General features: G+C 51.7%; 16 protein-coding genes. 3 read left to right on the top strand and 13 right to left on the bottom strand.

The window, feature by feature from the left end; genetic code table 11:
• Positions 1 to 142 precede the first annotated feature (142 nt).
• Positions 143 to 583 (bottom strand): DUF805 domain-containing protein, encoded by a 441-nt coding sequence (locus tag A7090_RS02760; RefSeq protein ID WP_105272939.1) that lies wholly within the window; start codon positions 581 to 583, stop codon positions 143 to 145.
• Between the two features lie 100 nt (positions 584 to 683).
• On the opposite strand from A7090_RS02760, the gene A7090_RS02755 reads away from it, so the two are divergent.
• Both A7090_RS02755 and tpiA read left to right on the top strand, forming a co-directional pair.
• The gene (locus A7090_RS02755; RefSeq protein ID WP_105272938.1) at positions 684 to 1283 is read left to right on the top strand and encodes a YiiQ family protein; all 600 of its coding nucleotides are present in this window, start codon (positions 684 to 686) and stop codon (positions 1281 to 1283) included.
• Between the two features lie 107 nt (positions 1284 to 1390).
• On the top strand, positions 1391 to 2158 hold the full coding sequence (gene tpiA, locus A7090_RS02750) for a triose-phosphate isomerase (RefSeq protein WP_001216325.1): 768 nt from the start codon (positions 1391 to 1393) through the stop codon (positions 2156 to 2158).
• Between the two features lie 54 nt (positions 2159 to 2212).
• On the opposite strand, the gene cdh is transcribed toward tpiA, so the two are convergent.
• From cdh to fieF, 4 genes are all read right to left on the bottom strand, one after another.
• Positions 2213 to 2968, bottom strand: coding sequence for a CDP-diacylglycerol diphosphatase (gene cdh, locus A7090_RS02745; RefSeq protein WP_072711517.1), 756 nt, complete (start codon positions 2966 to 2968; stop codon positions 2213 to 2215).
• A 105-nt stretch (positions 2969 to 3073) separates the two neighbouring features.
• Positions 3074 to 4063: a sulfate/thiosulfate ABC transporter substrate-binding protein Sbp gene (gene sbp, locus A7090_RS02740; RefSeq protein WP_105272937.1), complete on the bottom strand. Its 990-nt coding sequence runs from the start codon at positions 4061 to 4063 to the stop codon at positions 3074 to 3076.
• Between the two features lie 309 nt (positions 4064 to 4372).
• The gene (gene pfkA / locus A7090_RS02735; protein WP_105272936.1) at positions 4373 to 5335 is read right to left on the bottom strand and encodes a 6-phosphofructokinase; all 963 of its coding nucleotides are present in this window, start codon (positions 5333 to 5335) and stop codon (positions 4373 to 4375) included.
• 181 nt (positions 5336 to 5516) lie between these two features.
• A complete protein-coding gene (fieF, locus tag A7090_RS02730; protein ID WP_105272935.1) occupies positions 5517 to 6419 on the bottom strand; it encodes a CDF family cation-efflux transporter FieF in 903 nt (300 codons plus the stop codon).
• Positions 6420 to 6706: 287 nt separating this feature from the next.
• Here fieF and A7090_RS02725 point away from each other — a divergent pair, with 287 nt between their 5' ends.
• On the top strand, positions 6707 to 7108 hold the full coding sequence (locus A7090_RS02725) for a hypothetical protein (protein ID WP_105272934.1): 402 nt from the start codon (positions 6707 to 6709) through the stop codon (positions 7106 to 7108).
• A 50-nt stretch (positions 7109 to 7158) separates the two neighbouring features.
• Here the strand turns inward: A7090_RS02725 and ogrK are convergent, their stop codons facing one another.
• The 8 genes from ogrK to A7090_RS02685 form a co-directional block, all read right to left on the bottom strand.
• Entirely contained in the window at positions 7159 to 7377 is a 219-nt protein-coding gene (gene ogrK, locus A7090_RS02720) for a prophage transcriptional regulator OgrK (RefSeq protein ID WP_000468308.1), read from the bottom strand.
• Between the two features lie 81 nt (positions 7378 to 7458).
• The gene (locus A7090_RS02715) at positions 7459 to 8622 is read right to left on the bottom strand and encodes a phage late control D family protein (protein WP_086353178.1); all 1164 of its coding nucleotides are present in this window, start codon (positions 8620 to 8622) and stop codon (positions 7459 to 7461) included.
• Positions 8622 to 9101, bottom strand: a complete 480-nt coding sequence (locus A7090_RS02710; protein WP_105272933.1) for a phage tail protein — start codon at positions 9099 to 9101, stop codon at positions 8622 to 8624. The genes A7090_RS02715 and A7090_RS02710 overlap by 1 nt, the downstream gene beginning before the upstream one ends.
• Before the next feature lie 14 nt (positions 9102 to 9115).
• Positions 9116 to 11563, bottom strand: coding sequence for a phage tail tape measure protein (locus A7090_RS02705; RefSeq protein WP_105272932.1), 2448 nt, complete (start codon positions 11561 to 11563; stop codon positions 9116 to 9118).
• Positions 11556 to 11675: a GpE family phage tail protein gene (locus A7090_RS02700; RefSeq protein ID WP_000785970.1), complete on the bottom strand. Its 120-nt coding sequence runs from the start codon at positions 11673 to 11675 to the stop codon at positions 11556 to 11558. Before A7090_RS02700 ends, A7090_RS02705 begins: the two co-directional genes overlap by 8 nt.
• Positions 11676 to 11707: 32 nt before the next feature.
• A complete protein-coding gene (locus A7090_RS02695) occupies positions 11708 to 11983 on the bottom strand; it encodes a phage tail assembly protein (RefSeq protein WP_001031303.1) in 276 nt (91 codons plus the stop codon).
• A gap of 56 nt (positions 11984 to 12039) precedes the next feature.
• Positions 12040 to 12558 carry a phage major tail tube protein gene (locus A7090_RS02690; protein WP_001251408.1) on the bottom strand — a complete coding sequence of 173 codons (519 nt, stop codon included), beginning with the start codon at positions 12556 to 12558 and terminating at the stop codon, positions 12040 to 12042.
• Positions 12559 to 12570: 12 nt separating this feature from the next.
• On the bottom strand, positions 12571 to 13761 hold the full coding sequence (locus A7090_RS02685; protein WP_105272931.1) for a phage tail sheath protein: 1191 nt from the start codon (positions 13759 to 13761) through the stop codon (positions 12571 to 12573).
• Positions 13762 to 13901: the final 140 nt, after the last annotated feature.

The raw sequence follows: 13901 nt of genomic DNA, 5'->3' as shown, positions 1-13901 counted from the left end.
CATGACAAAGTCATCGGGCATTATCTGAACATAAAACACTATCAATGAGTTGGAGTCATTACCAGGATTTTCCGGGCATTGTCATTTTCATCGTGGAAGTCACAATCCCGGAAAAAAATAGCAGTAAGAGATATATTAAAGGTTAATTACTTGATTTATTGTCGGCTTTATACTTCACATCCTGGGTATCTTTACCATATTTATTTTCGCCAAGCGTGCCAACAAACGCACCAAGATCGATAAGCATCATCACCAGAATCAACGTCGGGACAAAACGTCCCACGACCCATTGCCAGACACCCGGTAAAATCGCCCAGTTACCCGCCAGCAGCATCCACGCCACAATCATCAGAAATGCCCATGCGCCGGAACGCCCGCGATCATGCAAGCGCTTAACGGTTACTGCGGCTGTTGGCCAAAGCAAACACACAAGGCAAAACGCCGCGGTCTGAATATCGAGTAAATTTTTACCCGCCAGTGAGAAAAGCGCCAGCATGCCCGCGAACCACAGGCCTATCCAAATCCAGAAATCACGGCGTCCAATACGCCCTTTAAATGAGAATAACCATTGCTGTATGGTCATGTAAGTTCCTTGATGGTTGTCTTTTCCAGGATTCTACCCTTTTGACAAGGGCGACAGATATCGTTTTAATCGGAGCCAGTCATAACAAAAGGTACTGTCAATGAAGCCAGGGTGTATGCTGTATTTTCTCTTATGTTCTGCATTAACCGTTACAACAACGGCGTATGCACAAACACCAGATACGGCAACGACCGCGCCTTATCTGCTGGCTGGAGCCCCTACTTTCGATCTCTCCATCAGCCAGTTTCGAGAAGGCTTTAACAGCCAGAATCCCAGCCTGCCACTGAACGAATTTCGTGCCATCGACAGCAGTCCCGACAAAACCCATCTCACTCGCGCTGCCAGTAAAATTAACGAGAACTTGTATGCTTCTACGGCGCTGGAGCGCGGCACCTTAAAAATCAAAAGCATTCAAATAACCTGGCTACCCATCCAGGGGCCAGAGCAAAAAGCCGCGAAAGCGAAAGCTCAGGAATACATGGCGGCGGTGATCCGCACACTCACCCCATTAATGACCAAAACACAAAGCCAGAAAAAACTGCAGTCGCTACTAACGGCGGGGAAAAACAAACGTTATTACACCGAGACAGAAGGTGCGCTGCGTTATGTTGTCGCGGACAACGGCGAAAAAGGGCTGACCTTCGCAGTTGAACCGATTAAGCTGGTGCTATCTGAATCGCTTGAAGGTTTGAATAAATGACAAAAAGCAAAGCCTTTGTGCCGATGAATCTCTATACTGTTTCACAGACCTGCTGCCCTGCGGGGCGGCCATCTTCCTTTATTCGCTTATAAGCGTGGAGAATTAAAATGCGACATCCTTTAGTGATGGGTAACTGGAAACTGAACGGCAGCCGCCACATGGTTCACGAGCTGGTTTCTAACCTGCGTAAAGAGCTGGCAGGTGTTGCTGGCTGTGCGGTTGCAATCGCACCACCGGAAATGTACATCGATATGGCAAAGCGCGAAGCTGAAGGCAGCCACATCATGCTGGGTGCACAAAACGTGGACCTGAACCTGTCCGGCGCATTCACCGGTGAAACCTCTGCCGCTATGCTGAAAGACATCGGCGCACAGTACATCATCATCGGTCACTCTGAACGTCGTACTTACCACAAAGAGTCTGACGAACTGATCGCGAAAAAATTCGCGGTGCTGAAAGAGCAGGGTCTGACTCCAGTTCTGTGCATCGGCGAAACCGAAGCGGAAAACGAAGCGGGCAAAACTGAAGAAGTGTGCGCACGTCAGATCGACGCGGTACTGAAAACTCAGGGTGCTGCAGCATTCGAAGGTGCGGTTATCGCTTACGAACCCGTATGGGCAATCGGTACTGGCAAATCTGCAACTCCGGCGCAGGCACAGGCTGTTCACAAATTCATCCGTGACCACATCGCTAAAGTTGACGCTAACATTGCTGAACAAGTGATCATTCAGTACGGCGGTTCTGTAAACGCGTCTAACGCTGCAGAACTGTTTGCTCAGCCAGACATCGATGGCGCGCTGGTTGGCGGTGCTTCTCTGAAAGCTGACGCTTTCGCAGTGATCGTTAAAGCTGCAGAAGCGGCTAAACAGGCTTAAGTCTGACAGGTGCCGGATTTCATATCCGGCACTTACTTTCCTTAACTCCTCGCCTTAACGCAAAATCTCACACTGATGATCCTGAATCTCCTCGGCTGAAGCACGGTTCAGCGTCAGTAGATTTCGTTGTGTCGCCAGCAACACAAACGAATTATCGCTCTGTCGTACCATCGCCAGACCATAGCGTCCCATATGTTCCCGCGCCTCAGGCACTTCTTCTGCGAGCATCATAAATGGGCTGCGTTGTACCAGTTCGCTTTCCGTTACCCGACGCGCCAGGTATTCATGTCCGCGCAAGCCACCTGGCAGTGGCAACCAGCGGCTGCTGATGTTCGCCAGATTGTTATCCAGCTGTTCGCGCACATCAGGACGAATACAAGAGATATGAATATGGAAATGATTTTGCGTACGCCCGGTGCGAGAGTTGATCGCCAAAGAAACCGCGCGATCGGGAACCGGCTGGCCGTATTTTTTGCTCATAAAATCACGCGCCTGCCAGGCCAACCAAAAGAAATTGGGCGTTGATGGATTGGTCAACAAAGGGCTTTCAGTACCGTTAATACGATACGTTGGCATCAACAGATATTGCAGTGGGCCATTAAGATCTTTTAAAACCACGTATCCGGCATTGGGCTTGACTTCCGCACATGGCGAAGGATTTTGATTTTGCTGCTGATTGGGCAAACATTCCTCAAGGACAATCTTACGTAATGTGTCCGACTCTTCACCGGTTAATTTCCAGTAACCGATACCGGCCGCCACAACGGCGATAACTATCATCACCAAAAAAAGAAGACCCGCTTTTTTCATCTTTTTTCCCTGTACCTCAAAGAGATGCAAGGGTAACGCAAAATCGTGACAAATAAAAAACCCGGTCGCGAGAAACCACCGGGCTTGATAATTATCCTGGGGAAATTAGCGTTTGCTGATCTGATCGAACGTACCGCCATTAGCAAAATGCTCTTTTTGCGCTTTCGTCCAGCCACCGAACTCTTCATCAATGGTGAATAACGTCAGCTTTGGAAACGTATTTTCGTACTTTTTCGCCACCTCAGCATCGCGAGGACGGTAGTAGTTTTTCGCTGCAATTTCCTGACCTTCTGGCGAGTAGAGATATTTCAGGTAGGCTTCCGCCACCTCATTAGTGCCTTTTTTCTCGACCACTTTATCGACCACCGACACGGTTGGCTCTGCGAGAATAGACTCACTCGGCGTGACGATTTCGAATTTATCTTTCCCCAGTTCATTCGCTGCCAGCAGAGCTTCGTTTTCCCAGGCGATCAGTACATCGCCAATCCCACGCTCGACAAAGGTGTTAGTGGAGCCGCGCGCGCCAGAATCCAGAACTTCGACGTTTTTATACAGTGCCCGAACAAAATCCTGTGCTTTTGCCTGATCGTTGTTGTTGTGATGCAGCGCATAACCCCAGGCTGCCAGGTAGTTCCAGCGCGCGCCACCAGAGCTTTTCGGATTAGGCGTGATCACCGAAACACCCGGTTTAATCAGATCGTTCCAGTCATGGATCTGCTTCGGATTGCCCTTACGCACCAGGAAGACAATGGTGGAAGTGTACGGAGCAGAGTTATCCGGCAGACGTTTGATCCACTCTTTATCAATCCTCCCGCGTTCCGCAATCGCGTCCACGTCATAGGCCAGGGCCAGCGTGACAACATCAGCTTCAATACCGTTGATTACCGACGTCGCTTGTTTACCTGAACCACCGTGTGACTGACGAATCACCACATTATCGCCGGTTTGCTGTTTCCAGTGGGCGCTGAATGCCTTGTTGTACTGTTCGTACAATTCGCGCGTTGGATCATATGAAACGTTAAGAAGCTGAATATCCTTTGCCATAACGCTGGTTGCCGCCAGCAAAAATGTTAACCCTACGCCCCACTTGTTCATCGCCCGACTCTCTTATGTTGTGTTGTGATAAACAAAGCGTGCCAGAAGGTTAACCAAACATTAAAGAATAAAAAAAGATTGGCTATAACTTGCGGGTATATATTGAGGAGTTAAAAAGGCAGAAGAAATCTGCCTCATATTACTGACAAAGTACACTTTGTCCATGCCGGATGCGCTTATCCGGCCTACAAAGGTTTGCAAATTCAATAGATTGCATAATTCATGTAGGCCTGATAAGCGAAGCGCATCTGGCATTTTTACTTCTGTCATCGATTTCAGGCTAAAGAAATCTGCCTTTGTCCGAAATCATTAATACAGTCTTTTCGCGCAGTCCAGCCAGTCGCTTTTGAACGGACGCTTCATGTTTTCGATAGCGTCGATGATGTCGTGGTGAACCAGTTGTTCGTTCTGGATACCTACGCAACGACCGCCGTAGCCTGCCAGCAGCAGATCGATAGCGTAAGCGCCCATACGGGAAGCCAGAATACGGTCGTAAGGCACCGGAGAACCACCACGCTGGATGTGGCCCAGCACAGTTGCGCGGGTTTCACGACCGGTTTCTTTCTCGATGAAATGCGCCAGTTCATCAACATCACACATATGTTCGGTAATCGCCACGATCGCATGTTTTTTACCTTTCGCGATACCCGCTTTGATTTCGTTTACCAGGTCTTCACGGCTGAATTCAACTTCCGGAACTACAACGAATTCACAGCCACCGGCAATGGCCGCAGCCAGGGTCAGATCGCCACAATAACGACCCATCACTTCCACCACAGAAATACGCTGGTGAGAAGAAGAAGTATCACGCAGACGGTCGATCGCTTCTACAACGGTACTCAGCGCAGTGAAGAAACCGATAGTGTAGTCAGTGCCTTTGATGTCGTTGTCGATAGTGCCCGGCAAGCCGATGCACGGGAAGCCCATTTCGGTCAGACGCATTGCACCCATGTAGGAACCGTCACCACCGATAACCACCAGCGCGTCTATACCACGTTTTTTCAGGTTTTCGATAGCCACAGCGCGGATGTTCTCGTCGCGGAATTCCGGGAAGCGCGCAGAACCGAGAAACGTACCGCCACGGTTAATCATGTCAGAAACGCTGTAACGGTCTAGCTGTACCATACGGTCTTCATACAGACCCAGATAGCCGTCATAAATGCCCATTACTTCCAGGCCTTCTGTCAGCGCAGAACGAACAACCCCGCGAATTGCGGCGTTCATGCCTGGCGCATCACCGCCGCTTGTCAACACACCGATTTTCTTAATCATGACTACCTCTGAACTTTGGAATGCAAAATGAAATCTGTTGCCGGAAGTCTTCTTGCACATCGAAGTGATCCAACGAATGTGCAAATAGTATAACAATCACTTCCTGCTGAATTGATTCAGGTCAGGCCAAATGGCGGTATTTTATACACAAAATGCGAGTCTGGCTCTCTTTTTATACTGATTATGAAAGCATAGACCGTTTACCCTCCCTGAGTACGACGGAACAGGGATCCTGATGGATAATCACATCCGATCCTGGAAAACGCCGTAAAATAGCCTGCTCTACCTGATCCGCAACCATATGTGCCTGAACCAAAGGTAGAGAGTCTTCCATTTCCAAATGAATCTGAATAAAGCGGGTCGGCCCTGACTGCCGCGTGCGAAGATCGTGAGCGCCGCTAACACTCGGCCAGGAAGTCACGATATCAATAATTTCTTGCCGTTCCCCATCGGGCAATGCGCGATCCAATAATGACTGTACCGCCTCATATCCCATGCGTAACGCGCTATATAAAATATAGATGCCGATTCCCAAGGCAAACAGAGCATCGGCGCGATGCCAGCCGTACCAGGACAATCCCAGCGCCAGCAGAATTGCGCCGTTCATCATAACATCAGACTGGTAATGTAGCATATCTGCCCGCACCGCCTGGCTTTGCGTCCGGCGCACCACCCAGCGCTGAAACGAGACAAGGATAATCGTACAAATTAGCGCCACAATTGTCACGATAACCCCGACGCCCGGAGCTGTCATCGGTGTTGGAGATATCAGATGTTGAATACCCGTCAAAAACAGGAATAGTGCCGAACCGGAGATAAACATACTTTGCGCCAGCGCCGCGAGGGACTCAGCTTTACCGTGACCAAACGAGTGATTATCGTCGGCAGGTTGCAGGGAATACCGCACCACCAGTAAATTCGTCAACGACGCGCCAATATCCACCAGCGAATCCACCAGCGCGGCGAGAATACTCACCGACCCGGTATACCACCATGCCAAAATTTTAATCAGCAATAGCAGCGAAGCCATCGCCGTCGCAGCAATCGCCGCCCGACTGACCAGTCGTCCGTAAGATTGATTCATAAATACTCCCGCTATCAACTGACGGTAGTATAACGGAAGCAAATCATCTGCAATGCATTAAGCAGCAGGCAAATTGAGGATAAAAAAAACCCCCACATCATGTGGGGGAAGACAGGGATGGTGTCACAAAAATGCACCTAACCTGATGATATAAATGGATTTATATCAAACGCTGTCCACATAGCGTCCACATCGACTACTGAAAGCCCCTAAGCACATGGGGCTTTATTTTTCCTCTTTTTGGAGGTATGAATTTTACTCAACCAAATGTTTATTAAGGATTTTCTATGGCAACTCTTAAATCAGTGATGGCAATAGCCACCTTAATAATTTCACTCAACGCAAACGCGAGTGATATTAAAACCCTTCAAAAGCAGCTTAAACCATGGCAACCCCTAGAAATCACGAATAAAAACAACTCGCTTACGGTGGTGCTTCCTAGCAAAGAAATCTCTCCTGACGCCTACAACAACCTGATTATGACGGGTGTATGCACACCAGTCTGGACAAAAGACACGCCTGTTTCATATCTCAAAAAAATCAAAGAAATAAGCATAGTTAATCAATATAAATCCATCGGTTATGTTTTTTCCGAACCATTAAAAACATGCAATGAAATAGGTTCGTTGACGCCTAAACAGGGGCAAGTGTTACTTTCATCCCAAACACGTCTTTACACAGGGAAATAAGCTCCTAAACAAAGTTGAAAGCCCCTCGACTGAGGGGCTTCTGTTTGTAATTACATCCACATAATTTGCTGCCCTGACGGCAACGGGTGCGGCCTTACGGCGTGGACTTCTCCCGGCTTCACAATGTATCGCTGTACCGACTCATAAGTGATGAACGTGGCGCTGCAATTCACGTTCTGACACTGGTGATAACGCTCTTTTGTCGTGTCAGTGATATAGCGGCTTGTACGCGCATGTGCGGCATGCTGGCATAAAGGACAATGAAACATCGCGAGCACCTCTTCCGGTTTTGTTGATGGTGCCATTTTAGTTAATTTATCCTTACAAAACAAATAGATAAAACAAAAACATCACTCATCATCTTCTGTTTCGTACTCCACATCAGAAAGCCTGACCTCAAGCTCTAAGGACGTCGTGAAGCCGCTATTATTCAGAAAATGTGTCACCTTAGTGATTGTCCAGTCCTGCTCGTCTATGACGCGCTTAAAGCCAGACACTTTGACCGGTGTTTCCGTGTAAATATCTGCCCGACCGGTAGCCAGGCTGATGGAGAACTCCGCAACGCCCCGTTGCAGTTTATCCCACTTCGCCTGAGCGGCGCGCATGGCCTGTGCTTTCGTGGCATAAACCGTAGTCAGGGCAAAAACGTTGTCAGCCTCACCGGCCATGTATTCACCTTCGCGCGCTTCCGGTGCTTTTGGCGCTTTCTTCTGCGTGACTGGTTTCGCTTTCGGGTGCTCCAGTGCGCGCAGGTGTTTTTCTTTCTTTTTGCGTTTCAGTTTTACCTTCTGCTTTTGCGGCTTCGGGTCTTTGGTGTGTAACCACTTTGCCGTTACGCCGGTGTAAGCTCCACGGTCAGCAATCGCAAAATGATGACGGTCGCCGTCGCTGCGGGTGATGGTGACCTGCGGGATTTTTTTACCGCTGGCCGTCACCCCCTGCCCCGCTTTGAGAAACAACAGTTTTCCCATTTTTACCGACACCTCACCGCCGTTGCGTTCTGCAAGACGGGTCAGGAATTTCGCATCAGACTCCTGCGACTGGTCGATGTGCGGGATTTTAATTCCGGCCAGTGACGGAGCGACACTGGCCTCCAGCTTGTTACGGGAGGCTATCGCCTCAACAATCGCACCGAGTGTGGTGTCATGCCAGGAGCCTTCCCGGCGGGAATTGAGCGTCCCGCGAAAATCTGCACTCCGGGCGCGGATGGTGACCACATCCGGCGCGCCCCGGTGTTCAACCTCATCAACGGTAAATTTCCCTTTGCATACCAGGGCAAAACCTTTCCAGCCGATATACACCGTCAGGACAGCGCCACGAACCGGCAGCCCGACCTGCCCGTCGGCATCGTTCAGTTCAATATCAAGCTGGTCAGCCTCAAAGCCCCGGTTATCCGTCAGGGTCATGCTCATCAGACGGTCGCTGATATTGCCGGTAATATCCCTGCTGTCGAGCATCAGCATGTAATCCGGCGTCAGCGTACTGCCTGCATCAAATGTCAGCGCATCCAGCATTATCCCGCCCCCGTCATACCCGTGAATCTGGTCGCCATACTGCCAGCCTTACCGATGAGCGATTCCGCCTGTTTACCGATATCGCCATACAGCGCGGCCAGTGATTCATCAACGCGGGTGAGCGACAGCGTAAAATCAATTTTTCGGGGTGTGCCGTCTGCAAAGAAAATACTCCCTGTTTCACTCACCCTGCCGATGACATACATGCCGTAAATCATGCCGGTGCCATCCAGCAACGGCCACGCCCGGCCTTCCTCTGCCATCAGTCTGAGCGTGGTCATCGTCAGCTTGCCGCCGGTCAGTTCGGGATAAAGCACACCGGCAAGCGTGATGTTTTCCTCACCCACACCGAGAAACTGAAAGGCATCCCGTTTACCGATACGGGAATTTGACGGCCAGCGATAATCTGATTCACGCTGCATGGTCTGGTGTGGCAGCGTCTGGCGCATAAAAACAAACATACCTAACGCGAGCATCATTTTTCGTCACCTCCTTAACCGTCATGCATCATGCTGGCACGGGCGCGCGCACGTTTATCCCGCTCGTATTTTTCGAGCGCATCCTGTAACTGGCGGTCGAGCTGTGTCCCCGGCGCAGTACCACCCGTCAGGCTGATGTGATATTCGTTTTTACTCTGGTCCACATAAGAGCGGCCAGCCGGTGCCGTGACCGGCTGATAAGCCTGATAACCTGCATAAGAGCTGGTCGCCGGAATATAACCACCGCTGCCATACGTGGCGGCTTGAGTTCTGGCGGCGGCCTGGTCAAGTGTGTCTGACTCTTTGTTGATAACACCGAGTTTTTCCAGTACCCAGTCAATACCACTGCGCAGTTTGTTGAACGCATTAAGCGGCAGCATCAGCGCGTCAGCCAGTGCCTGCCCGAACATGACGCCCGTGTCACGGCAACGGTTCAGGGTGTCCTGGGTGGCTTTGACCGGGGCAATCAGGTTTTTAAACCACTGCCACGCGGCCTGTAACTTTTCACCCAGCCAGTCAAACACCGGTTTAAGTGGCGTGAACAGTTCCCCCACTGGCGCAAATGCTGCTTTCAGCCCTTCAACCACACCACCAAAGAATGCGCTGACAGGCTCCCAGTATTTACGGATAAGCAACGCCCCGGCGACAATGGCAGCCACCACAGCCACAACCGGCCAGCTAATCGCCCCGATGGCGGTCATAACAGCACTGCCAACCGTCGTGAAGATTGCCCCCATTGCGCCTGCTGCCGCGATGATGGCATTGATGCCGGTGATAACCGGCCAGGCTACAAGACCAATTGCACCGATGATGCCAATAAGCGCCAGCGCGCCACCGACAATGAGGCCGATGGTTGATGCCAGTGATTTGTTTTTCTGGATCCAGCCGTCGAGTTTTAACACATACTTTGTGGCCGTCTGAGTGAGCTTACGCAGTGCGCCTTCCTGCTGGTCAAACAGGTCTGTCCCCACCGCCTCATAAGCGGACTGAAACTCCTTAAAGTCACCGCCGAGGTTATCCTGCATGATTTTAACCAGCTCTTCCGTTTTACCGTCCGAGGCTTTCAGCGTGGCGGTCAGCGTATCCAGTTTTCCGCTTGCTGCCGCTGCCAGTAAAACGTTCGCTGATTTCAGGGCTTCCTCACCAAAAATGGTTTTAAGGTATTCCCCCTTCTGAGACGTTCCCAGCTTGTGTTTATCAAAGCTGGCCTGAATCTCTTTCAGAATGGTGAACAACGGACGCATATTTCCCTTTTTGTCCGAGGTTTTAACGCCAAGCTCTTTGAGTGCATCCCATGCTTTTCCAGTCGGTGCCTGTAATCGGGTGACAACGGCACTGCTACCCGTACCCGCCATTGACCCCCTGATGTTATTGTCATGCAGCACACCTGTCATGGCCGCTGCCTGCTCAAGACTTACACCTGCCGTCCTCGCAACCGGCCCGAGGTAAGTCAGTGCATCACTGAGTCCCTGAAAATCAGCCGCCGACTTATTCATCGTTGCCGACAACACGTCGCCCACATGGCTGACATCATCATTTGACAGTTGAAAGGATGCCTTAGTCCCCAGCAACAGTTGCGCGTTTTCTTCCATCGACCGCTGATTCGCCAGTGCCATATTCAGCGTGACCGGCGTTGCCGCCTGAATAGCCGCAGCATCTCCACCCGCTTTCGCAATGATAATCTGCGCACCGGCCGCATCATCCGCCGAGGCGGCGGTATTATCGCCGAGCTGGCGCGCCTGCTTGCGGAGCGCGGCCATTTCGGCGGAGTCTTTTGCCACTCCGAGCACGGCCTGCAATTCTGAGTTTTTCTGCGCAAACTCATAACCGGGCATCAGCAACTTAACTCCGGCCATCGTTCCCGCCGCCGCAATCCCCACACCGGCAGCGCCCACCGAGGCCATATTTCCGGCCGGTTCCTTTCCGGCCTGATAACGCTGTTTGACTGCGTTAAGTTTTGCCTGTTGTGCACTGACACGTGCCAGCGCGTCACGCTGACGGTTAAGCTGTGCGGTGGTTTCACTGATACGGTTTTTCAGCCCTCGTTCATCATGCGCCAGATTACGGGTATTAATACCCGCCTGACTCAATTCCTGACGCTGGCGCTGTACCGACAATCTCAGGCTGTTATATTTCGCCTGTAACTCAGACGCATTTTTACGCGCGGCTTCCATTGCCTTTGCCTGTGCATTTGTCGGTCGTTCAGTATTTTTAAACTGGACAGCCAGAGCTGCGGCTTCCTGTCTGGCTTTTTTCAGTTCCTGACCAGTCACGGCGAGCTGTGCACTGGTCTTGCGAAATCCCTCAATACGGGATGCGTGACCGTTCAGCTCGCGCAGTGATTTTTGTGTGTCCCGGATATCCCCCGACAGCGATTTGCTCGCTGTGCGGATGGATTTAAACGGGCGGGATGCCAGGTCAACAGCCCTGAGCAATACCTGTAATTTTACATTGTTACTCATTCGTGTTTCCGCTTCGCCGGAGCGCCTTTTCGCGCCATGTGATGAGTTCGGTCAGGCTCATGGGATACAGTTCTGATGGCGGCCAGTGAAATATCACTGCCACATCCGCCATCAGGTCATCGACCGAGAGATTTTTCGGAAACGTTACTGCACCGAGTTCGGCGACAAAAAACCGACCACCTTACCGGCCAGCGCCACAAGGTCAGGCAGTTCCAGCGCGGCGACCTCCTGCTCGGTCAGCATCGGTGCCGTCATGCGCGGCAGCACTTTAATCAGTGCATCGACTTCGGAATTTGCGACCGCAGCCAGACTGACACCGCGCAGCGTCCCGGCATTGGGTTTCATCAGCGTGACCTGTTCGATAACCTGCTCACCACGCTTGACCGGATTGTCCAGGGTAATCACATTTTCTTTGTTCATGGTTTTCTCACTTATGAATCGGGGTTAACCGGTCAGCCAGGCTGACCGGATGAAAATCACAGGCCGATATTGCGGCGGTGTTGCTCCAGCCGGTCGACGCCGTTCACCTTCTCAATCATGTTGATGGTGTCGATTTCGACCAGCTCCTTACCGTCCATCGTCAGCCGGAAATAGGTGCAGACCACGGAGATTTTCGACTCAGTGTCTTCTCCCTGTTTACCCTCGCCGGTGTCGATTTCTTTCTGACGTCCACGCATGACCACTTCGACGGCCACCGTTTCGCCGGTATCGTCACGCTGGTAAGAGCCTGCAAAACGAATCGGCACAGCATCCACACCGGTTGCGGCGTAAAGCTCCCAGATAACCGAATCCGGAAAGCCCCCGAGCGACCACTCCATTGACAGCGCATCGTCATCAAGGCCGAGGTCTACCGGTGCGCTGCCGTTCATCCCCGCACCGCGATAGTTTTCGAGCTTACGGGTCAGTTTTGGCAGCGTGACGGACTTTGCAACGCCCTGATAGCTGTAGCCGTTCAGAAAGACGTTCATTAACTTGAGTTTGCGCGGCATTGCCATCGGTCAGGCTCCTTAATTGCTGTTAACCGAGGTGACCAGATTTGCCAGATATTTATCGGTGATACGCTGGCGCAGGGTCATGTTTTCGAGAGGAGGCACCGGGGTATAGTCGTAGTCGATATACAGTTTTCCGGCCTTGAGGGTTTCCGCATCGTTGGATTCTTCGCTGAACCAGCAGGTCGCATCCACGATATAGCCGTTTGTTTTCAGCTCACGGAATTTGGCATTGATGCCGTCAACGATGTCGCGAATCAGCGTTGCGGTGATGGGCTTGTCCACCGCCCACATGTGCGCCTCAGCCATCGTATCGGCCAGCACCTGCGCGGTGCGGGTGTAGTTTTCAAAGAGGAAAAGCGGGTCATCAGAGCAGGTACGGTTACCCCAGAATCGGAAACCGTCACGGCGAATCAGCGTAGTGACGCCTGACTCGTTAAGCAGGTCAGCATCGGTGCCGGACTCCTGCAAATCCCAGAATACAGAGGCACTGATGCCGGTAACACCGTTTACCCCGACGTTGGACAGCGTTTTATGCCAGCCCTGCTCCTGGTCGATTTTGGCACGCAGACCCAGCGCACGGGCGGTGGCATACGCGGTGGCGGTGGTACTGGTGACCGTATCCCATGCGAGGAAATCCGGCCAGATGACCATCAGCTCACGCTGGCTGAAATTCTGGCGGTAGGCTTTCACCTCGGAAATGGTCTTACAGCCCCATGCGCTGATATACCCGAAAGCGCGCAGCTTCTGACAGACTGATGCCAGTGCAACAGCCACCTCTTTGGTGTCCAGTCCCGGCACGCCGAGAATACGCGGTTTAACACCGGTTACTGACTCCGCCGCCAGCAGGGCTTTCAGTCCGGTGTACTGACCGTTTTCGTCGGTGGTGCCGATGATATTGGAAACGGTCTGCGCGAGTTTCGTTTCTTCGTCTTCGCCGGTGCCGTCTTCCACACGGACGACAACGGTGACCGGTTTTGACTGGTCAGCGATGGCCTGTAACGACGCCGCCAGCGTGCCTTTTTTACCGGCCTTTGCAATTGCGCTCTGCACATTGGTAATCAGCACCGGTTTATTGAGGGGGAAGATTTCCGCATCCGCATCGCTGGCCGTGCAGACCATGCCGACAATGGCAGTGGATACGGTGGAAATGACGCGGGTGCCGTCGTTAATCTCCAGCACCTGCACGCCGTGATGATAGTCACTCATCCGTTTAACTCCGTGGTTAATGGGTGAGTGATATTTTCAGTTGTGCCGGAGATGTCAGGCTATTTGTCCCGGTTGGCTGTAAGCGCATCATTTAAACCGTCTTTCGCCTCCCTTTCCTGTTTCCGATACTAATGTCCATT

Origin of the sequence: Escherichia sp. MOD1-EC7003, from assembly GCF_002965065.1 — a bacterium.
GTDB lineage: Bacteria > Pseudomonadota > Gammaproteobacteria > Enterobacterales > Enterobacteriaceae > Escherichia.
Note: the sequence above shows the minus strand (reverse complement) of the source record. Positions and strands in the feature narration are given on the sequence as shown.